This is a genomic window from Ramlibacter sp., from assembly GCF_035554825.1.
Taxonomy (GTDB): domain Bacteria; phylum Pseudomonadota; class Gammaproteobacteria; order Burkholderiales; family Burkholderiaceae_C; genus Ramlibacter.
Map to the genome: position 1 here is coordinate 1 of NZ_DATMHS010000105.1, position 19,090 is coordinate 19,090.

The 19,090-nt window shown below is 69.6% G+C and carries 18 protein-coding genes and 1 pseudogene; 11 read left to right on the forward strand and 8 right to left on the reverse strand.

The window, feature by feature from the left end:
• The 4 genes from VNT59_RS12955 to VNT59_RS12970 all read right to left on the reverse strand — a co-directional run.
• Positions 1-1,263, reverse strand: a 1,263-nt coding sequence (locus VNT59_RS12955; RefSeq protein WP_325498826.1) for an efflux RND transporter permease subunit, incomplete at its 3' end; no start/stop codon positions are given.
• A 12-nt stretch (positions 1,264-1,275) separates the two neighbouring features.
• Positions 1,276-2,904 carry an efflux RND transporter periplasmic adaptor subunit gene (locus tag VNT59_RS12960; protein ID WP_325498827.1) on the reverse strand — a complete coding sequence of 543 codons (1,629 nt, stop codon included), beginning with the start codon at positions 2,902-2,904 and terminating at the stop codon, positions 1,276-1,278.
• Positions 2,901-4,199 carry a TolC family protein gene (locus VNT59_RS12965; protein WP_325498828.1) on the reverse strand — a complete coding sequence of 433 codons (1,299 nt, stop codon included), beginning with the start codon at positions 4,197-4,199 and terminating at the stop codon, positions 2,901-2,903. Before VNT59_RS12965 ends, VNT59_RS12960 begins: the two co-directional genes overlap by 4 nt.
• A gap of 154 nt (positions 4,200-4,353) precedes the next feature.
• Complete coding sequence (locus VNT59_RS12970; protein WP_325498829.1) at positions 4,354-4,758, reverse strand: hypothetical protein; 405 nt, start codon at positions 4,756-4,758, stop codon at positions 4,354-4,356.
• Between the two features lie 285 nt (positions 4,759-5,043).
• Between VNT59_RS12970 and VNT59_RS12975 the strand changes: the two genes are divergently transcribed.
• The 3 genes from VNT59_RS12975 (at position 5,044) to VNT59_RS12985 (ending at position 9,842) form a co-directional block, all read left to right on the forward strand.
• Entirely contained in the window at positions 5,044-7,152 is a 2,109-nt protein-coding gene (locus VNT59_RS12975; RefSeq protein WP_325498830.1) for a hydantoinase/oxoprolinase family protein, read from the forward strand.
• The gene (locus VNT59_RS12980; protein ID WP_325498831.1) at positions 7,149-8,771 is read left to right on the forward strand and encodes a hydantoinase B/oxoprolinase family protein; all 1,623 of its coding nucleotides are present in this window, start codon (positions 7,149-7,151) and stop codon (positions 8,769-8,771) included. Before VNT59_RS12975 ends, VNT59_RS12980 begins: the two co-directional genes overlap by 4 nt.
• Before the next feature lie 84 nt (positions 8,772-8,855).
• Positions 8,856-9,842 (forward strand): tripartite tricarboxylate transporter substrate binding protein, encoded by a 987-nt coding sequence (locus VNT59_RS12985; protein WP_325498832.1) that lies wholly within the window; start codon positions 8,856-8,858, stop codon positions 9,840-9,842.
• 49 nt (positions 9,843-9,891) lie between these two features.
• Here VNT59_RS12985 and VNT59_RS12990 read toward each other — a convergent pair whose 3' ends face one another.
• On the reverse strand, positions 9,892-10,827 hold the full coding sequence (locus VNT59_RS12990) for a LysR family transcriptional regulator (protein ID WP_325498833.1): 936 nt from the start codon (positions 10,825-10,827) through the stop codon (positions 9,892-9,894).
• Positions 10,828-11,115: 288 nt separating this feature from the next.
• Between VNT59_RS12990 and VNT59_RS12995 the strand changes: the two genes are divergently transcribed.
• From VNT59_RS12995 to VNT59_RS13010, 4 genes are read left to right on the forward strand one after another with little or no spacing between them, the layout of a single operon-like run.
• Positions 11,116-12,093: a tripartite tricarboxylate transporter substrate binding protein gene (locus VNT59_RS12995; RefSeq protein WP_325498834.1), complete on the forward strand. Its 978-nt coding sequence runs from the start codon at positions 11,116-11,118 to the stop codon at positions 12,091-12,093.
• Between the two features lie 42 nt (positions 12,094-12,135).
• A complete protein-coding gene (locus tag VNT59_RS13000; RefSeq protein ID WP_325498835.1) occupies positions 12,136-13,419 on the forward strand; it encodes an aconitase/3-isopropylmalate dehydratase large subunit family protein in 1,284 nt (427 codons plus the stop codon).
• Positions 13,416-13,949 carry an alpha-IPM isomerase gene (locus VNT59_RS13005; protein ID WP_325498836.1) on the forward strand — a complete coding sequence of 178 codons (534 nt, stop codon included), beginning with the start codon at positions 13,416-13,418 and terminating at the stop codon, positions 13,947-13,949. Before VNT59_RS13000 ends, VNT59_RS13005 begins: the two co-directional genes overlap by 4 nt.
• Positions 13,946-15,148: a pyridoxal phosphate-dependent aminotransferase gene (locus VNT59_RS13010; protein ID WP_325498837.1), complete on the forward strand. Its 1,203-nt coding sequence runs from the start codon at positions 13,946-13,948 to the stop codon at positions 15,146-15,148. Before VNT59_RS13005 ends, VNT59_RS13010 begins: the two co-directional genes overlap by 4 nt.
• On the opposite strand, the gene VNT59_RS13015 is transcribed toward VNT59_RS13010, so the two are convergent.
• From VNT59_RS13015 to VNT59_RS13025, 3 genes are read right to left on the reverse strand one after another with little or no spacing between them, the layout of a single operon-like run.
• Positions 15,141-15,866, reverse strand: coding sequence for an RES family NAD+ phosphorylase (locus tag VNT59_RS13015; RefSeq protein WP_325498838.1), 726 nt, complete (start codon positions 15,864-15,866; stop codon positions 15,141-15,143). The two genes, VNT59_RS13010 and VNT59_RS13015, sit on opposite strands and share 8 nt — an antisense overlap.
• Positions 15,863-16,246, reverse strand: a complete 384-nt coding sequence (locus VNT59_RS13020) for an MbcA/ParS/Xre antitoxin family protein (protein WP_325498839.1) — start codon at positions 16,244-16,246, stop codon at positions 15,863-15,865. The genes VNT59_RS13015 and VNT59_RS13020 overlap by 4 nt, the downstream gene beginning before the upstream one ends.
• Positions 16,247-16,304: 58 nt before the next feature.
• The gene (locus VNT59_RS13025) at positions 16,305-16,526 is read right to left on the reverse strand and encodes a hypothetical protein (RefSeq protein ID WP_325498840.1); all 222 of its coding nucleotides are present in this window, start codon (positions 16,524-16,526) and stop codon (positions 16,305-16,307) included.
• Here VNT59_RS13025 and VNT59_RS13030 point away from each other — a divergent pair.
• From VNT59_RS13030 to VNT59_RS13045, 4 genes and pseudogenes are all read left to right on the forward strand, one after another.
• Positions 16,525-17,037 (forward strand): annotated as a pseudogene (locus VNT59_RS13030) (altronate dehydratase); the annotation flags it as partial. The gene VNT59_RS13025 and the pseudogene VNT59_RS13030 sit on opposite strands and share 2 nt — an antisense overlap.
• 22 nt (positions 17,038-17,059) lie before the next feature.
• A complete protein-coding gene (gene hpaI, locus VNT59_RS13035; protein ID WP_325498841.1) occupies positions 17,060-17,836 on the forward strand; it encodes a 4-hydroxy-2-oxoheptanedioate aldolase in 777 nt (258 codons plus the stop codon).
• 56 nt (positions 17,837-17,892) lie between these two features.
• Positions 17,893-18,759 (forward strand): fumarylacetoacetate hydrolase family protein, encoded by an 867-nt coding sequence (locus VNT59_RS13040; RefSeq protein ID WP_325498842.1) that lies wholly within the window; start codon positions 17,893-17,895, stop codon positions 18,757-18,759.
• A gap of 91 nt (positions 18,760-18,850) precedes the next feature.
• On the forward strand, positions 18,851-19,075 hold the full coding sequence (locus VNT59_RS13045) for a hypothetical protein (RefSeq protein WP_325498843.1): 225 nt from the start codon (positions 18,851-18,853) through the stop codon (positions 19,073-19,075).
• Positions 19,076-19,090 lie beyond the last annotated feature (15 nt).

Genomic DNA, 19,090 nt, shown 5'->3' on the forward strand with positions numbered 1-19,090 from the left:
GCCTTCCTTCAGGCGCTCGAGATGCTTGTGCGCGTTCTCGATCATGACGATCGCGGCGTCGACCATGGCGCCGATCGCGATCGCGATCCCGCCCAGGCTCATCAGGTTCGAATTCATCCCCAGCAGCCGCATCACGATGAACGAGATCAGCACGCCCACCGGCAGCATCAGGATCGCCACCAGCGCCGAGCGCACGTGCAGCAGGAAGATCACGCAGACGGCGGCGACGATCAGGCTCTCCTCGAGCAGCGTGCGCGTCAGCGTGTTGATGGCGCGGTAGATCAGGTCGGAGCGGTCGTACACGGCCTGGATGCTCACCCCTTCGGGCAGGCCGCCGGAGATCTCCTGCACCTTGGCCTTCAGGTTGTGGATCACCTCCAGGGCGTTCTGGCCGTAGCGCGCCATCGCGATTCCCGAGACCACCTCGCCCACCCCATCGAGCTCGGTGAGGCCGCGTCGCTCGTCGGGCGCGAGTTCCACCCGGGCGATGTCGCGGACCAGGACCGGCGTGCCGCCCTGGCTCTTGACCACCAGCAACTCGATGTCGTCCTTGCCGCGCAGGTAGCCCTTGCCCCGCACCATGAACTCGGTCTCGGCCATCTCCACCACGCGGCCGCCGACGTCGCGGTTGGAATCGCGGATCACCTGAGACACCTTCGCCAGCGGCACGCCGTAGCTGCGCAGCTTCACCGGGTCCACGGTCACCTGGTAGGTCTGCACGAAGCCGCCGATCGACGCCACCTCGGCCACGCCGTGCGCCTTCGTCAGCTGATAGCGCACGTACCAGTCCTGGATCGTGCGCAGCTCGGCCAGCGTCTTGTCCTTGGCGAGCAGCACGTACTGGTAGACCCAGCCCACCCCGGTCGCGTCTGGCCCCAGGGCCGGCGTGACTCCCTTGGGCAGGCGGCCGGCCGCGAAGTTGAGGTACTCGAGTACCCGGGTGCGGGCCCAGTAGATGTCGGTGCCGTCCTCGAAGATGACGTACACGAAAGAGGCGCCGAAAAACGAGAAGCCGCGCACCACCTTGGATTTCGGGACCGCCAGCATGGCCGTGGTGAGCGGGTAGGTGACCTGGTCCTCCACCACCTGCGGCGCCTGGCCCGGGTATTCCGTGTAGACGATGACCTGCACGTCCGAGAGGTCGGGCAGCGCGTCGAGCGGCGTCTTCACGACCGCCACGATGCCGGCGATCACGATGAAGGCCGTGGCCAGCAGGACCAGGAACGGGTTCCGGCCGGACCACTGGATGATCTTGTTCAGCATGGCAGGTCCCGGTCAGTGGCCCGAGTGGGACTTGCCCGCCGCGGCCTGCGGGGCCGGCGCCGGTGTGATCGAGGTCACCACCCATTCGCCCGGCTGGCGCTCCACGAACTCGAACGACACCGCCGCGCCCGGCTTCAGGCCCTGCAGCAGCGCGGGGTTCGCCGCCTTGAACTCCATCGTCATCGCCGGCCACTTCAGCGAGGCAATGGCGCCGTGGTTGAGGCTGATGGTGCCGGCCTTGGCGTCGATGCCGTCGACCGTGCCCTGGCCCTTGTGGCCGACCGAGGCTGCAGCGGCAGGCTGCGGACTCGCGCTGGCCGGCGCGGCCGGGGCGGCCGGGGCGGCGGCCGCGCCCAGGCCGCCGATCGCCGCCTTCAGGTTGCTCTCGGCGTCGATCAGGAAGTTGGCGGCGACCACCACCTGCTCGCCCTCGCGCACCCCGTCCACCACCTCGACGTAGTTCTCGCTGCGCGCGCCCAGCTTGACTTCGCGCGGCTCGAAGCGGCCCTCCTTCAGCTGCACCAGCACGATGCGACGCGTGCCGCTGTCGATCACCGCGGAGTCCGGCACCGCCAGCACCGGCGCCTTGCCGCCGACCTGCACTTCGACCTGGCTGAACATTGCCGGCTTGAGCAGCTGGCCCGGATTGGCGAGCTCCACCCGCACCGGCACCGTGCGCGTTTCCGCCTTCAGCGTCGGATAGACATAGGTGATGCGGCCCTCGAAGGCCTTGTCGGGATACGCGTTGATCTTCACGCTGGCCCTGGACCCGGCGCGCACCAGGCCGATGTCCTGCTCGAACACGTCGGCGATCACCCAGACCGAGGACAGGTCGGTGACCTGGTACAGCATCTCGCCGGGCATGAAGCGCATGCCCTGCACCGCTTTCTTCTCGGTCACGATGCCGGACACCGGCGAGCGGAAGGTGACCGTGCGCCTGGCTTCACCGGACTTCACCAGTGCGTTGACCTGTTCCGGCGAAAGATCCCAGTTGCGCAGCCGCGCCAGGCTGGACTCGGCCAGCTGCCTCATGCCGGCTTGCGCCTCGCTGGCCGCGCCGGCCATGGCCTGCACGCCCTGCACGGCGATCGCGTACTCGCGCTGGGCCGAGACCAGTTCCGGGCTGTAGACCTCGAACAGCGGCTGGCCCTTGGCCACCGGCTGGCCGGTGACGTTGACGTGCAGCCGCTCGACATAGCCCTCGAATTTCGGCGCCACCACGTGCACCCGGCGCTCGTCGGGTTCGACGCGGCCCGCCGCCCGCACCGTCTTGCCGAGCGTGCGGACGCCGACGGCTTCGGTGCGCACGCCGAGTTTCTGGATCTTCTCGGTGCTGATGCGGATCTGGTTGGCGCCCGCCGCCTGGCCGCTGCCTTCGTCTTCGCCTTCGTAGACCGGGATGTAGTCCATGCCCATCGGGTCCTTCTTCGGCGTCGGCGAGGTGTCCGGCAAGCCCATCGGGTTGCGGTAATACAGGATCTTGCGCGCCTTCGGTGCCGAGGCGCCGCCCGCGCTGCCGGCCTGGCCCACGGCAACGGCGGCCTCGCCACCCGCGCCATGAGAGCGGCCACCCAGCCAATACCCGCCGGCGCCGACGACGCCCAGCACCACCAGCCCCGCGATCACGTTGCTTGCTTTCACAGTTCTTCTCCGACGAGTCGTTCGATTTCGGCCAGCCGCATCTGCGCCTCGGCCTGGGCCTTGAGCCGTTCCTGGCGGGTCTTCCTGATCTGCCGCTGCGCTTCCAGCAGCGCGGTGAAATCGAGCTTGCCGTTTTCGTAGGCCGCGATCGCCGAACGCAGGCTCAATTCCGACTGCGGCAGCGACTGGGTGGCGATCAGCACTTCGCTGCGACGGGCGGCGTCCAGGGCCGCTACGCTTTCGCCGAGCTCGCCGGCCAGCTGGTTGGCGACGTTCTGGGCGCGGGCACGGGCCGCGCCGACCATCGCCTCGGCCTCCGCTTCCTGCGAGCGGCGGGTCGTCTGCTGCAGCGGAATGTTCATCTCGACCATGATTCCCCAGCTCGTGATGCGCGAGCCCATCTGGGTCGGCTGCAGGCCCACCGTCAGGTCCGGATACCGGTTGCGGCGCGCCAGCTCGCGGTTCTTCTCGGCGCCGGCCAGCCGCGCTTCCTCGCTCGCCAGTTGCGGGTTGTTCGCACGGGCGCGCTGGGCGAGCATGGCCGCATCGAGGGATCCGGGCGCCGGCAATGGCCGCAGCGCCTGCGGCTCGGCCAGCGGCGCGCCGGCGTCGCGCGCGAGCAGGGCGTTGAGCCGCGCGCGCTGCTGGCGCTTGTCGCTCTCGAGCATGATCAGCTCCGAGCGCATGGCGGTCTGTTCGAGCTGCGCCCGAATCGCGTCCTGCTGCGCCACCAGGCCGCCGGCGTACCGCGCCTGCGCGATCTGCTCGACCCGCTGCATCAGGTCCAGGATCTCGCGCGTCAGGCGTTCGTTGCCGGCGGCCAGGTAGTAGCGCGCGTAGGCCGTCTTGATGCGCATCGCCAGCTCGGTCCATGCGGCCGCCGTGCGCGCCTGCGCCTGCCGCACATCCGCGTTCGCGATGTCGCGACGCAGGCCCAGCTTGCCCGGCCAGGGCAGCATCTGCATCAGCGTGTATTTGGTCTCGCCGACCTTGCTGGGCAGCAGGTTGAATCCGGCCTCGTTGCCGTAGTTGTTCACGTTCATCAATTCGACGCGCAGCACGGGGTCCGGCAGCGCAGCGGCGGGCTGCACCCGCTGGGTCGCGGCTTCCGCCTCGGCCCGCATCAACGCCAGTTCCGGGTTCTGGGCGCGCGCCTGGTCCAGCAGGTCCTGGACGTTCGAGCCCAGTTCGGTCGCCGCCGCGGTGGTGAGGGGGCCGGCGCCGAGCAGGGCGGCCGCCAGCAGGAGGTGGGAGCCCCAGCGGCGGGCGCCGGGGAGCAAGCGTTGAGTGTTCATCGCCGATGTCTTTCTTCTTGACCCTCCGCACACCAGGTGCGGCAAGAATGGATGGGGAGTCCGCGAACGGACGAAGCCATGGGGCCGGCCACCGGCCGGAGCGGGCAGCGCGCCGGCGCGGCCCGAGGCGGCCTGGCGGCCGCGGCGCGACGCGCTACAAGGCCAGGCGCAGGTACGCGATGGGGATGGGAACGGCGCCCGCTTCGCGCAGCGCGCCGCGAACGTGAGCGTGGCTCGGTGCGACCGGAGGCCGCACGGTCAGCGTCGGCAGCGGCGCGGCCGCCAGCCACAAGCCGCTCAGGGGCGTGCTCTGCTGGCGGTCGGCCTGCGGCGCCTTGGCCTCGTCGCAGACGCGCTCGCAGGGCGTCTTGCCTGGGGCGCCTTCATGATCGTGGCCGGTGTCGCCGGCGTCGGCCGCCTCGTGCACGTGCCCGGCGTGGGCCGCGGGCTCGGTACCGGCGGCCACGATGCAGGCGTTGACCACGCCGCTCGCCAGCCCGAGCAGCCACACCACCAGCACACAGGCGGCAAGACGGCGCAGACGGGAACGGGAGAACATGGTCGGAAGCGGCAGCGGGGGCGGTTGATCCGGATATGGAGAGGATACGTTTGGCGGGGCCTGCCCGGTTGACATTCATCAACGCTGCCGGACCGTAGCCGCCGCGCCGCTCGCGCGGCGTTGTGGCGACCTTGCCGAGCATTGATCAAAAGCAACGATCAGTCGATCTCTACTTTTCAATTGTGGCAAAGAATTCCCCCGCCTATGCTTGCGCGTCATTGGGAGGTGGCTCTTCGAGCTGCGGGCCCGGGCAGCGGGAGCAACTGGAATGAGCGGGAGACATTGGTGAAGACCTGGGCAATTGGAATCGACATCGGGGGCACCTTCACCGACGTGGTGGCCCTCGATTACGAAGCCGGGACGCTGCACAGCCTGAAGGTGCTGACGACCCACGGCGACCCGGCGGAGGGGGTCACCGGCGGCGTCGGGGATCTGATGCGGCAATGCAACATCGATCCCGGCCACGTTCGCCGGGTCGTGCACGCGACGACGCTGTTCGCCAACGCCTTGATCGAGCGGCGCGGGGCCCGCACCGGCCTGCTGGTCAACGAGGGGTTCAAGGACGTCATCGAGATCGGCCACGAGCGCAAGTACGACCTGTACGACCTCGCGATCGAGCGTGCGCCCGCCCTGGTGCCGCGCCAGCTGCGCGGCGAGATCGGCGGACGGCTGGATGCCCACGGCCAAGAACTCGAGCCGCTGGACCCCGCCAACGTCCGCGCGGCCGTGGCCAGGTTGGTGGCGGCGGGGGTCGAGTCGGTCGGCGTCTGCCTGCTGCACTCGTATGCCTCGGCCCGGCACGAACGCGCCGTCGGCGAGTGGATCAGCCGCGATTTCCCGGAACTGGCGATCACGCTTTCCTGCGATGTGGCGCCCGTCATCCGGGAGTACGAGCGGATCTCGACGACCGTCGCCAACGCCTACATCAAGCCGCTGGCCAACCGCTACCTGAACGCGCTGGAGGACCGGCTGGCGGCGCTGGGGCTGCGCAGCGGCGTGCTGATGATGCTGTCCAACGGCGGGCTGTGCCACATTTCGGAGGCGCGCCGCCATCCGATCGAGCTGCTGGAATCGGGGCCGGCCGCCGGCGCCATCTCGGCGGCGCACTACGGGCTGCGCGACGACAACGCCCACCTGCTCGCCTTCGACATGGGGGGCACGACCGCCAAGCTCAGCCTGATCGAGGCCGGGCAGCCGGCAATCGCCTTCGGCTTCGAGGCGGCGCGCCGCAAGCGCTTCGCGGAGGGCAGCGGCCTGCCGATCCGCATCACCACCGTGGATCTCATCGAGATCGGCGCGGGCGGCGGCAGCATCGCGCACCAGGACCAGCTCGGCCTGCTCAAGGTCGGCCCGGAAAGCGCGGGCTCGGAACCCGGCCCGGCATGTTATGGCCGCGGCGGGCGCGAGCCGACCGTCACCGACGCGAATCTGGTGCTGGGCTATCTGAACCCCGACTACTTCGCCGGCGGCACGCTGCAGATCGATCCCGGCAGCGCCAGGGAGGCGATCGGCGCCATCGGCGGCCCGCTCGGCCGCGAGGTGGTGGACGTCGCCTGGGGCATGCACGACATCGTGGCCGAGAACATGGCCGGCGCGGCGCGGGTGCACGTCGCCGAACGTGGGCGCGACCCGCGCGACTTCGTGCTGCTGTGCACCGGCGGCGGCGGACCGCTGCATTCCTACTATGTGGCGCAGAAGATCGGCGTGCGCACCATCATCTGCCCGCCGGCGGCCGGCGTCGCGTCGGCCTACGGCCTGCTGGTCGCGCCGGCGCGCGCCGATCGTTCCCGCACGATGAGCTTCCGGCCCGCCAGCGGCGCCCTGGGCGAACTGGAGGAAGCGTTCTCGGCCCTGGAGCGCGACGCCCGCGGCTCGCTGGAACGGCTGGAAGAGACCTTCGGGCCGATCGCGCTCACGCGGCAGGCCGACGGACGCTTCGTCGGGCAGGGCTTCAATCTGTCGGTGCGGCTGCCGGCCGGACCCTACGCGGGTGGGCGCGCCGCCGCCGAGCAGGAAGTCCGCGCCGCCCTGGTGACCGCCTTCGAGGAGGTGTACCGCGAGAAATTCGGCCGCACGCCGCCCGACGTGCCGGTCGAACTGGTCAACCTGCGCGTGGCGGGCGAGGCGCCGCCGCGCCAGCGATTCATGCCCGAAGCGCTGACCCATGGCGCGATGCCGCGGCCCAAGGCGCAGCGGCAGGTGTACTTCAAGGAGGCCGGCGGCTTCGTGGCGACGCCGATCTACGAGCGCGCGACGTTGCGCGCGGGCTTCGCCATCGCCGGGCCGGTGGTGATCGAGGACGCCAGCTCCTCGCTGGTGGTCGGCCCCAAGGGCCGGGTCAAGCAGCTGTCGACGGGCAATCTCGTGATCGAAATCGAAGGGGTGGGCGCATGAACGGAACAATCTCGACGGCGCCGTTGGCGGCCGATCCGATCTTCCTGGAAGTGTTCTGGACCCGGGTGCGGTCGATCGCCGACGAAGCCGCCAAGCTGATCGTGCGGACCTCCTTTTCCACCTTGTCGACCGAGGCCAACGACTTCGCGGTCGTCGTGACCGACACGCAGGGACGTTCGCTCGCGGAGAACACCGGCAGCATTCCTTCGTTCATCGGCACGCTGCCGCGCACCGTGCGGGCCGCGTTGGCGCGCATCGGCGCCGACCGGATGCGGCCCGGCGACGTCTTCGTCACCAACAATCCGTGGATCGGGACCGGCCACCTGAACGACGTCTGCGTCGTGAAGCCGATGTTCCATCGCGCGCGGCTGGTCGGCTTTGCCGCCACGGCCGCCCACGTGCCGGACATCGGCGGCAAGATCCGGTCGGTCGATGCGCGCGAGCTGTTCGAGGAGGGCTTCCACATCCCGCTGATGCACCTGCTGCGCGAAGGCAAGGCCGACGAAACGCTGCTGTCGCTGATCCGCACCAACGTGCGCACGCCCGAGCAGACGGTGGGCGACATCTGGTCGCAGGTCGGTGCGGTGGAACTGATCGACCGGCGGCTGGCGGACGTGCTGGGCGAGTACGGACTCGAAGGCATCGACCACCTCGCCGAGGCGCTGTTCGAGCGCGGCGAGCGGGCCATGCGCCAGGCGATCTCGAACCTGCCCGACGGCACCTATCGTTATGAAATGCAGACCGACGGCTTCGAGCAGGCTTTCCGGTTTGCGGTGGCGGTCACGGTGCGCGGCAGCGAGCTCGTCTGCGACTTCGAGGGCACCTCGCCGCAGCAGCCGCGCGGCATCAATTGCGTGCTGGCGTACACGCATGCCATGACGTCGTATGCGATCAAGTGCCTGCTGCTGCCGGACCTGCCCAACAACGACGGCCTGTTCCGCCCGATCCAGGTCGTCGCGCCGGAAGGCAGCATCGTGAATCCGCGCGAGCCGGCGCCGGTGGGCGGGCGCGCCTGCACCGGGCACTACGTGCCGCCCCTGATCTTCGGCGCGCTGCACCCGGTGCTGCCGGACCGGGTGATGGCCGCCGCCGGCTCGCCGCTGTGGATCGCCAACCTCAGCGGCACGCGCGACGATGGACGGCCGTTCGCCACCGTCCTGTTCTACAACGGCGGCCTGGGCGCCACCGCGGGCAAGGATGGGTCCTCCGCGATGTCCTGGCCGAGCAACATTTCGCCGACGCCGGTGGAAGTGGCGGAGCGCGACGCACCACTGTTCTTTCGCTACAAGCGGCTGCGGGCCGATTCGGGCGGACGCGGGCGCTCGCGCGGCGGGCTGGGCGAAGAGGTCTGCTTCGTCAGCCGCCACGGCCGCCCGCTGTCGATCGTCTTCCTGACCGAGCGGCTGCGCGTGCCGGCGCCGGGCCTGGACGGGGGCGAGCCCGGCGCCTGCGGCGAAGTGCTGATCAACGGCGCCGCTGTCGACAGCCGCCGCCCGCACGTGCTGGCGCCCGGCGACGAGGTGATCTTGCGGACCCCCGGCGGCGGCGGCTTCGGGCCGGCGGCCGAGCGCTCGGATTCCCTGTATGCGGCGGACCGGCTGCAGGGCTACATTGGCTGAACACACACGCATGGCGCGAAGAAATGGCGGTACTGCTTCGCGTCCCCGCTCGATGACCGTCGCAGTTCAAGTCAGGAGACAAGCATGAGGAGTTGGAGTTGGATGTTGGCGGCGCCGGCGATGGCGCTCGCGGTGAGTGCGGCCCCGGCGCACGCGGCCGAGGCCGCAGGCGACTATCCACAAAAGCCGATCAAGATCGTGGTGCCGTACCCGCCCGGCGGGTCGACCGACGTGCTCGCGCGAACGGTGGGGCAGAAGCTCTCGACCCGGTTCGGACAGCCGGTGGTGGTGGAAAACCGCGCCGGCGCCAGCGGCAACCTCGGCGCCAGCTATGCGGCCAAGTCGCCGGCCGACGGCTACACGCTGTTCCTCGGCACGTCGACGGCGCTGGCCGTCAACCCGCACCTGTACCAGTCGCTCACCTACGATCCGCAGAAGGACTTCGCGCCGCTGATCCTGGCGACGACACTGCCCAGTCTGGTGGTCGTGAACAGCTCGGTGCCGGTCAAGTCGATCAAGGAGCTGAACGAGTACCTCAAGGCGAAGGCCGGCGCCGTGAACTACGCGTCGTCCGGCAACGGCACGCCGGCGCACCTGGGCGCCGAGATGTACAAGAAGATGACCGGCGTGAAGATGACGCACGTGCCCTACAAGGGTGGCGCGCCGGCGCTGACCGACCTGGCCGGCGGCCAGACCGCCCTGATGTTTGCGATCCTGCCCGAGTCGTGGCCGCTGGTGAAGGACGGCCGCCTGCGCGCCCTGGCGATCACGACGGCGCAGCGGTCCTCGCTGATGCCCGAGCTGCCGACCGTCGCGGAGGCGGGCGTGCCCGGCTACGAGCTGGTGGGCTGGTACGGCTTCCTGGCGCCCGCCGGCACCCCGAAGGACGTCGTCGCCAAGCTGAACAAGGCGCTGGACGAGGCGCTGCAGGAAAAGGACGTGCGCGACAAGCTCACCACCATGGGCTTCCAGGTCGAAGGCGGCGCGCCCGAACGGCTCGGCGACCTCATGCGCTCCGAGTCCAGGAAGTGGGGCCAGGTCGTCAAGGAAGGCAACATCAAGGTCGACTGACTCGGTCGCCGGCGGCGCGGCGGAAGTTCCCGCGCCGACGTCCGCCGCGCTACGGGCTGCTGATCGACACGCCGGGCGGCAACGGGCCGCTTTGAAACGTCTCCAGCAGGATGTCCAGGATGCGGCGGGCGCTGGGTGACAGCGACCGCAGGCGCCGCGTGATGAGGCAGATCTTGCGCGTCAGGACCGGCTCCGTCAGTTCGCGGAACGCGAGCTCGGGGAAGTCCTGCGGCCGCGCCGCGAGCGCCGGCACGATGGAATAGCGGTCGCCCAGCGACAGCAACGGGTAGAGCGAGGTCGTGCTGGAGACCTCGTCGTGCGGGTTCGCGAACAGCGGGGAGAAGGCCGCATTCGCCGCGAGGAAGGTGCCGATGCCGGTGTCCGAGCTGAAGGCGACGTAGTCCTCGGGCGGCAGGTCGCTCCAGCGCAGCGGCCTCGTCTTGCGCGCCAGCCGGTAGGACGGCAGGCACATCACGCCATAGTTGTCCTCGATCAGCGGCGTGTAGTCCAGGTCCGCGTAGCCCTTGTGCTTGCTCGTGACCGCGAAATCCAGATCGCCATTGAGCAGCATCTGCTCCACCTGTTCGGAGCCGGCGTCGCGCAGCGAGATCGTCACGTTGGGATAGGTCTCGCGAAAGACCGGGATCGCGCGGGTGAGGAACTGATAGATCACCGAGGCGGCCGCGGCGATCCGGATGTGGCCCTGCTGGCTCTGCGCCAGGGCCTTCAGGTCGCTGATCGCGGTGTCGAACTCCTGCACGATCTTCTGGGCCTCGTCGCGAAAGCGCCGGCCTTCCTCGGTCATCACGACGCGCCGCGTGGTGCGGTCGAAGAGTTTGAGGCCGATCGCCTCTTCGAACTGCTGGATCGTGGCCGTGAGCGACGACTGCGTGAGAAACATCCGCGAAGAGGCGACCGTGAACGATCCTGAATCGGCCACGGCCAGGAAACAGCGCAAATGCCTGATCGATACCGCTCGTTCCATGTCCTTCTTCCGTCCCCTCGGGCCTCCGTGGCTGGACCGGAAATGGTAGCAGCCGAGTCGAATAATCACCACACACTATTTTGTCGCGCCGATGAACACCGGGCGACCACCGGTCAGGGCCGCTGCGCGGCCGATGCATCCGCGCCCCCGTGGATTAATTGATAGCGGCAAATAATCTCGAATTTTTAATTGTTTGTGTCGCCGAAAGCCGGGTCCTAAACTGCCGAGTCGCAACTGTGTATGCGCCACCGTCGCGGCGCCAGGTGCACCACCTCGAGAGGGATTTGTATGAAGTTTTGGCAGCGCGCGATTTCCGCAACCTGTGTCTCCATGCTGCTCGCCGGCGGGAGCGCCTACGCGCAGGACGACTACCCCACCAAGCCGGTGCGCATCGTCGTGCCGTTCGCGGCCGGCGGATCGACCGACGTGGTGGCCCGGATCCTGGCCGAGAAGCTGGCGATCGAACTGAAGCAGCCGTTCGTGGTGGACAACAAGGCCGGCGCCGGCGGCAACATCGGCGCCGACGCGGTGGCGAAGGCGCCGGCGGACGGCTACACGCTGCTGATGGGGACCACCGGGGTGCTCGCCATCAACAGCTACCTGTACAAGAACATGAGCTACGACGCGGCGCGGGACTTCACGCCGGTCAGCTACACGTCGTTGATCACGAACATCCTGGTCGTCAACCAGGACCAGCCCTTCAAGAGCGTTGGCGAGCTGCTGGCCGCGGCCAAGTCCAAGCCCGGCACGCTCAGCTTCGCTTCGTCGGGCGCGGGCAGTTCGACCCATCTCTCGGGCGAGCTGTTCAAGGTGATGTCCGGCGCGAACATCATGCACGTCCCGTACAAGGGCAGCTCGCAGGCGCTGACCGACGTGGTGTCGGGCCAGGTCACGATGCTGTTCGACAACGCGCCGTCGTCGATGGGGTTCATCCAGGGCGGCAAGCTGCGCGCGCTCGCCGTGACGAGCAGCAAGCGCATGCCTGGCCTGCCGGACGTGCCGACCGTCGACGAAGCCGGGGTCAAGGGCTACGAGTCGCTGTCCTGGAGCGGCATCGTCGCGCCCGCCGCGACGCCCAAGCCGGTGATCGCCAAGCTCAATGCCGCGATCGACCGCATCCTGAAGATGGACGACGTGAAGAAGAAGCTGGCCGGCCTGGGCGTCGAGCCGGTGGGCGGCGCGCCCGAAGTCTTTGCCAGGCACATCCGCACCGAGAGCGAGAAGTGGGGCAAGGTGGTGAAGGCCGCCAACATCACGCTGAACTGACGCGGGTTCCACATCACCCGATTCGCCGAAGGAGTGTCGTCAGTGGGGCGGCAGGGGAAAACCATCGCCGAAAAGCTGCTCTCGCGGGCGGCCGGCGCCGACCTGCGGGCCGGCGATCTCGCCATATGCGAGCCGCACGTGGCCATGGGCACCGACGGTTCGATTCCGATGGCGCTGGACTACCTGCAGCAGATGCAGCCCGAAGGCGCGCAGCTTCCAGCGCCGGCATTCCCGCAGCGGCTGCTGTTCGCGTTCGACCATTACGGCGCAGCGTCGGGCCCGAAGTCGCTCGCGCTGCAGGAGCGCGCCCGCTCCTACGCGCGGCAGCATGGCGTCCGCATGTTCGAGGTGGGGGAAGGCATCGGCCACCAGCTCATGATCGAACGCGGCCTGGTGCTGCCTGGCCAGCTCGCGGTGGGCGCCGATTCGCACGCGGTTTCCTACGGTGCGTTGAATGCGTTCGGCACCGGCATCGGCTCGTCGGACCTGGCCGGCGTCCTGCAGTGCGGGCAGGTCTGGTTGAAAGTGCCGGCGACCCTGCGGATCAGGCTCACGGGGCGGCTGGGGCCGGGCGTTTCGGCCAAGGACGTGGCCCTGGCGCTGGCGCGCCGGCTGGGCGCCGACGGGGCCAGCTACCTCGCCCTGGAATTCGCCGGGTCGGGCGTCGGCGGCCTCGACATGGACGACCGGATCGTGCTGGCCAACATGTCGGTCGAGATGGGCGCCAAGGCCGGCCTCTTCCCGTTTGACGACTGCACGGCGAGCTATCTCCAGGGCCGCAGCCGCGGGCTGGGCACGCCGGTGTGCGCCGACAGCGACGCAGGATACGTGGGCACGGTCGAACTCGATCTCTCGAGCGTGGCGCCGCAGCTGGCCTTGCCGCACCGGGTCGACAACGTGACCGATCTCGCCGCCGCGCCGGACACCAAGGTGGATCTGGTCTATCTCGGCACCTGCACCGGCGGCCGGGCGAAGGACCTGCGCGAAGCGCTCGGCGTCCTGCGCGCGGGCGGCGGCATCGCGCGGGGCGTGCGGCTGGTGGTCACGCCGGCGTCGGACTCGGTGCGCGACGAACTCGCCGCCGCCGGGGAGCTCGCCGAATTCGAGGCGCTTGGGGCCGAGATCCAGCCACCGGGCTGCGGGTCCTGCTGCGGCACCTGCGGCACCGTCCCCGCGGCCGGCAGCAACGTGGTGTCCACCGCCAATCGCAATTTCAAGGGCCGCATGGGCAACCGCGAAGCCAGCATCTTCCTGGCCTCGCCGCGCGCCTGTGCCACGGCAGCGGTGCACGGCCGCCTGGTCGAGCCGCGCCAGGATCCGTCATGAATGCACCCCTGCTGGCCGGCCGCGCGCGCGTGCTCGGCGACGACGTCAACACCGATTACCTGATCTCGTCCTCGCGCAAGAAGGAAAGCCTCGACCCCGGGGTGCTGCGCCAGTACCTGCTGGAAGACCTCGATCCGGCGTTCGCGGCCAGCGTGCAGCCTGGCGACATCCTGGTGGCGGGGCGCAACTTCGGCTGCGGCTCGGCGATGGAAGTCGCGGTCACCGTCGTCCTGGGCGCGGGCATCCGCGCCGTGATCGCCGCCAGCTTCTCCCGCACCTACTGGCGCAACGCGATCAACAACGGCCTGCTCGCGATCGTGGCGGACACGGCCGGCATTGCCGAGGGCGAGCCGCTGGAGCTGCACCTCACGGGAGCCCAGCCCGAGCTGCGCGTGCTGTCGCAGCCGCCGCGCCGCATTCCCTGCGAACCGCTGCCGCCCTTCATGCTCGCGATGCGTGAAGCCGGCGGACTTGTCCCCTATCTGCGCCGGCACCGCACGCTGTCGCACCACCCAAGGAGCGCTCCATGAACCTCATCGCCGCACGGCTGAACCGCATCAAACCTTCGCCCAGCTCGATGGCGGGCCAGCGCGCCCGCGAGCTGCGCGCGGCCGGCCGCGACATCGTCGGGCTGACCTCGGGCGAGCCGGATTTCGACACGCCGCCCAACGTGTGCGAGGCGGTCGTGCGCGCCATGGCGGCTTCGAAGACCAAGTACACCGACGTCGGCGGCACGCCGGAACTCAAGGCGGCAATCATCGCCAAGTTCGGCCGCGACAACGGCCTGAGCTACGAGCCGGGCGAGATCATCGTCGGCACGGGCGGCAAGCAGATCATCTTCAATGCGCTGATGTGCACCCTGGAGGCGGGCGACGAGGTCATCGTGCCGGCGCCGTACTGGGTGTCCTATCCCGACATCGCGCTGCTGGCCGACGGCAAGCCGGTGATCGTCACCTGTCGCCCCGAAACCGGCTTCAAGCTGCAGCCCGAAGACCTGGAGCGGGCGATCACGCCGCGCACCCGCTGGCTCGTGCTGAACGCGCCGAACAATCCCAGCGGCGCGACCTACACCCGCGCGGAACTGCGCGCGCTGGCCGACGTGCTGCTGCGCCACCCGCAGGTGTGGGTGATGAGCGACGACATCTACGAGCACATCCTGTACGACGGCCGCCGCTTCTGCACGATCGCGCAGGTCGAGCCGGCGCTCAAGGAACGCACGCTCACGATCAACGGCGTGTCCAAGGCCTACGCGATGACCGGATGGCGCATCGGCTACGGCGGCGCGCCGGCGGCGCTGATCAAGGCGATGGTGAAGCTGCAGTCGCAGAGCACGTCCAACCCGTCGTCGATCGGTCAGGCGGCGGCGCTGGAAGCACTGAGCGGCCCGCAGGATTTCATTCCGGAGCGCACGCGGATCTTCCAGCAGCGCCGCGACGCGGTGGTCGCCGAGCTCAACCGCATTCCCGGCATCACCTGCCACCTGCCCGAAGGTGCGTTCTACGTCTATCCGTCCTGCGCCGGCGTGATCGGCAAGAAGACGCCCGACGGGCAGGTCATCACCAGCGACGCCGAGTTCGTGATGTACCTGCTGGAGGCGCAGAACCTCGCCCTGTTGCAGGGTGAGGCGTACGGGCTGTCGCCGTTCTTCCGGATTTCGTTCGCCACCTCGATGGAACGGCTGCAGGAGGGGTGCCGCCGGCTGCGCCTGGCCTGCGAAGCGCTCAGCTGACCGGCCCACCGGCCCTGAATTCCAGGGTTTCGCGTTCGCGGCTGAACAGGACCAGGTCGCGGGTGGTCTTGCAGATCCAGGTCTGCTGCGCATTGGGGATTGGCAGGCTGAGGCGGGCCGGATCGAACACCACCTCGCACGGCGCGCTCTCGCGCCGCGCCGACTCGTAGCGGATCGCGGCGATCGCCCACTGCGGCCGGCTGCGCAGCTGCGCTGCCAGCCGGTGGCACGCGGCGTAGCTGTGCGGGTCGCGCCACTGCTCGCGCCGGGCCCGCCAGGGGGCCGCCATGAGGTCCAGTTCCCTGCCTGCGAAGCGGGCCTGGAAGAACGTGTACTCGGTCACCAGTTCCTGGCCGGCCAGGCCCTCGGAGTCGAGCAGGAAGCGCCGGCGCCAGTAGGCAAGTTCGGCGGCCACGGTGTGCGGCTCGTCCGCGCCGTACCAGGCGCCCGGCTCGTGCGCCTCGCGAAAACGCGACGGCCAGGGCGGCGCGTAGCGGAAGGGCGTCGACAACAGGTAGTGCAGACCCTTCGCCTCGCGCGGCCGCGGCGGTTTGCTGGCTTCCAGCAGTTCCTCCAGCAGTTCCTGGTCAGCCAGGTTGTCCACCAGGCGCATGGTCGCCACCCGGTGCTGGGCCTCCACGCCGCGCCACAGATCGCGCTCGGCCGGCGCGGCGAACGCAAACCAGTCCTCCTGCCAGAGCGTCCCGGATGGCGTCATGCGATGGCGCGGGCGCCATCCAGATAGGCCACGACGCGGGCGAGCCCTTCGGCCGTGGCGATGGCTTCGCGCGGCGCCGCATTGAACGCCCGGTTGTACGAGTCCATCCACAGCCGCCGGTGCCGTTCGCTGTTGCCGACCAGCGCATCGAGCGAGCGATAGACGCGGATCAGCAGCGCCGCCAGCTCCGCCGGCTTGCTGCCGATGTCGAATTGCCGCTCGCCGCTGGCCAGCCGCGACACGGTCGCTTCGCTGACGCCGACGGTGCGGGCCAGCGCCGCGTTGGTCAAGCCCAGGAGCGCTGCCGAGCGCAGCGTCGCCTTGGTGAGCACGGTGGCGGCGGCCGCGCTCTGCTGGCGCAAATGACGTGCGGTGGACATGGTGGATCTTTCCATGGAAAGAATACACGCAACTTATTTCCTTGGCAAGCTCTGCTGGCTAGGCCGTGGCCACGTTCTGGGCCGCAGATCTCAGATCGTCCATCAGGGCCGCCGTCGTGGCCGAATTGGGCCGCGCGCGCATGGTCATCATCCCGACCGGCGGCAGGTCCACCCGCACCGGCACAGGCAGCACCCGAACGGCGCCCTGGCGCTCGAAGTGCCGCCCCACCGACCGGGCGAGAAAGCCTGCGGCATCGCGTTCGCCCAGGAACGTGAGCACGCGTGGCCCCAACGCCCAGTTCAACGGCGTGGTCGGTCCCGGCAACCAGGCCGGCGGCCTGGCCAACATTTTCGAGAAGTCGCTCGGCTCGGCGATGAAGGGCGGCACGTCCCCCTTGCAGGCGGTGTACGAATACGCCGAGCCGATCGACCGCGCCGGACTGGTGTTCATGGATTCGCCTGGCTACGACCCGGTGGCCGTCACCGGCCAGATCGCGAGTGGCGCCAACCTGATCTGCTTCACCACCGGCCGCGGTTCGATGTTCGGCTCCAAGCCGGCGCCGACCATCAAGCTGGCCAGCAACAGCGCGATGTACCATCGCCTGGCGCGGGACATGGACCTCAACTGCGGCGCGATGCTCGACGTCGACGTCGACGTCGACGTGGCGCAGATGGGCCAGCGGATCTTCGACGCGATCCTGCGCCCCGCCTCGGGCGAGCCGACCAAGAGCGAGGGCCTCGGCCTGGGCGACCACGAGTTCGTGGCCTGGCACCTGGGCATCGTGAGCTGACCAACCCTTTTGCGGAGTTTTCATGACGAGCGGCAATGTGTTCAAGAGCGCGCTGGCGGAGCGACGCCCGCAGATCGGGCTGTGGCTGTCGATGGCCGACCCCTACATGGCGGAGGTCAGCGCGACCGCCGGCTTCGACTGGCTGCTGGTCGACGGCGAGCATGCGCCCAACGACGTGCGCCGCACGCTGGCCGCGCTGCAGGCGATCGCGCCGTACCGCTCGCAGCCGGTAGTGCGCGCGGTGAACGGCGACGTCGCCCTGATCAAGCAACTGCTCGACATCGGGGCGCAGAACCTGCTGGTCCCGATGGTCGACACCGCGGAGCAGGCGCGGCAGCTGGTGGCCGCCACCCGCTATCCGCCGGCCGGCATCCGCGGTGTCGGCAGCGCCGTGGGCCGCGCCTCGCGCTGGTCGCAGCGCGCCGACTACCTGGATCGCGCCGACGGCGAAATCTGCCTGCTGGTGCAGGCCGAGAGCGTCACCGCCTTGCACAACCTCGAGGCGATCTGCGAGACCGACGGCGTCGACGGCGTGTTCATCGGGCCGGCGGACCTCGCGGCCTCGATGGGGCACCGCGGCCGGCCCAACCATCCCGAGGTGCTGGCGGCGATCGAACAGGCGATGAAGACGATCATGGGCAGCGGCAAGGCGGCCGGCACGCTCACCGGCGATGCGGCGCTCGCGCGCCGCTACCTGGCGCTCGGGTGCACCTTCGTGGCGACCGGTGTCGACGTGCTGCTGTATGCGGCGGCCGCGCGCCGCCTTGCCGACGACTTCATCGGCGCGCCGGTTCGCTGAAGGCTTTCGGGGAAGCGGGGCCGCGCCCCTTATAGTTGGCGGCCTGAGGAGTCCCCATGAAGTTCGCCACATTCGAACAGGATGGCCGGGCCGTCACCGGCTGGGTCGAGAACGATCAACTCGTCGCGCTGCCGCCGCTGTCGCCGCGGCAGGACATGGCCGCCTGGCTCATGCAGTCGCCCGACCGCGTGGCCCAGGCCGTGCAGCAGGCGAGGCGGGACGCGGCCAACTTGGCGCCGCTGTCCAAGGCGCGCTTGCTGCCCGCCGTGCCGCAGCCCGGCAAGATCGTCTGCCTGGGCCTGAATTACGCCGACCATGCCGCCGAAGGCGGCCACGCGAAGCCCGACTATCCGAGTTTCTTCATGCGCGGTGCCAGCTCGCTGGTGGCGCACGGCGCCCCGATGGTGCGGCCGCGCGTGTCCGGGAAGTTCGACTTCGAAGCGGAACTGGCGGTCGTGGTCGGCCGCCGCGCGCGGCATCTCACCGCCGGCAATGCGCTGGACGCCGTCGCCGGTTACACCTGCTTCAACGACGGCAGCCTGCGCGACTACCAGCGCAAGACCTCGCAATGGACGATCGGCAAGAATTTCGACGGCACCGGTGCGCTCGGCCCCTGGGTGGTGCCGGCGTCGGAACTGCCGCCGGGCGCCGTCGGCCTGAAGATCCAGTCGCGCTTGAACGGCGCCGTGATGCAGAGCTCGGACACATCGCTCATGCTTTCGCCGGTGGTGGAGGCCCTGTGCCTGCTCACGGAGGCGATGACGCTCGAGCCGGGCGACGTGATCGCGATGGGCACGCCTTCCGGCGTCGGCCATGCGCGCCAGCCACCGGTGTGGATGAAGGCCGGCGACACGATCGAGGTCGAGATCGAGCGCATCGGCATTCTTTCCAATCCGGTGGTGGACGAGCCTTCCGTGCGCTGAACGGGTGCGCGGCGGCGCGGCGCCAACATCCTCTTACCCTGCTTTACCCGCCGACAGTGCGCCCGCTCGCTCCGGCGGGCGTTCCATGGAGATGACAGAGACATCCGCGTCCGGCTTGGAGGCCGAGCTCTTCGCCGACATCGTCCGCGTCGCGGGCAAGCAGCACCTGGGCCTGAGCCTGCGCGTGGTCGAGCGCGCCGACGCCGGCTTGCGCACCATGATCGTGACCGGCCATCGCGGCGCGGCCGGCTACCAGCCCGGGCGCAGCTGGCCGGAGCTGTTCCGCCGGCACCTGCAGGGCGGCTACTTCGACTGAGCCGCAGCGCCCGCG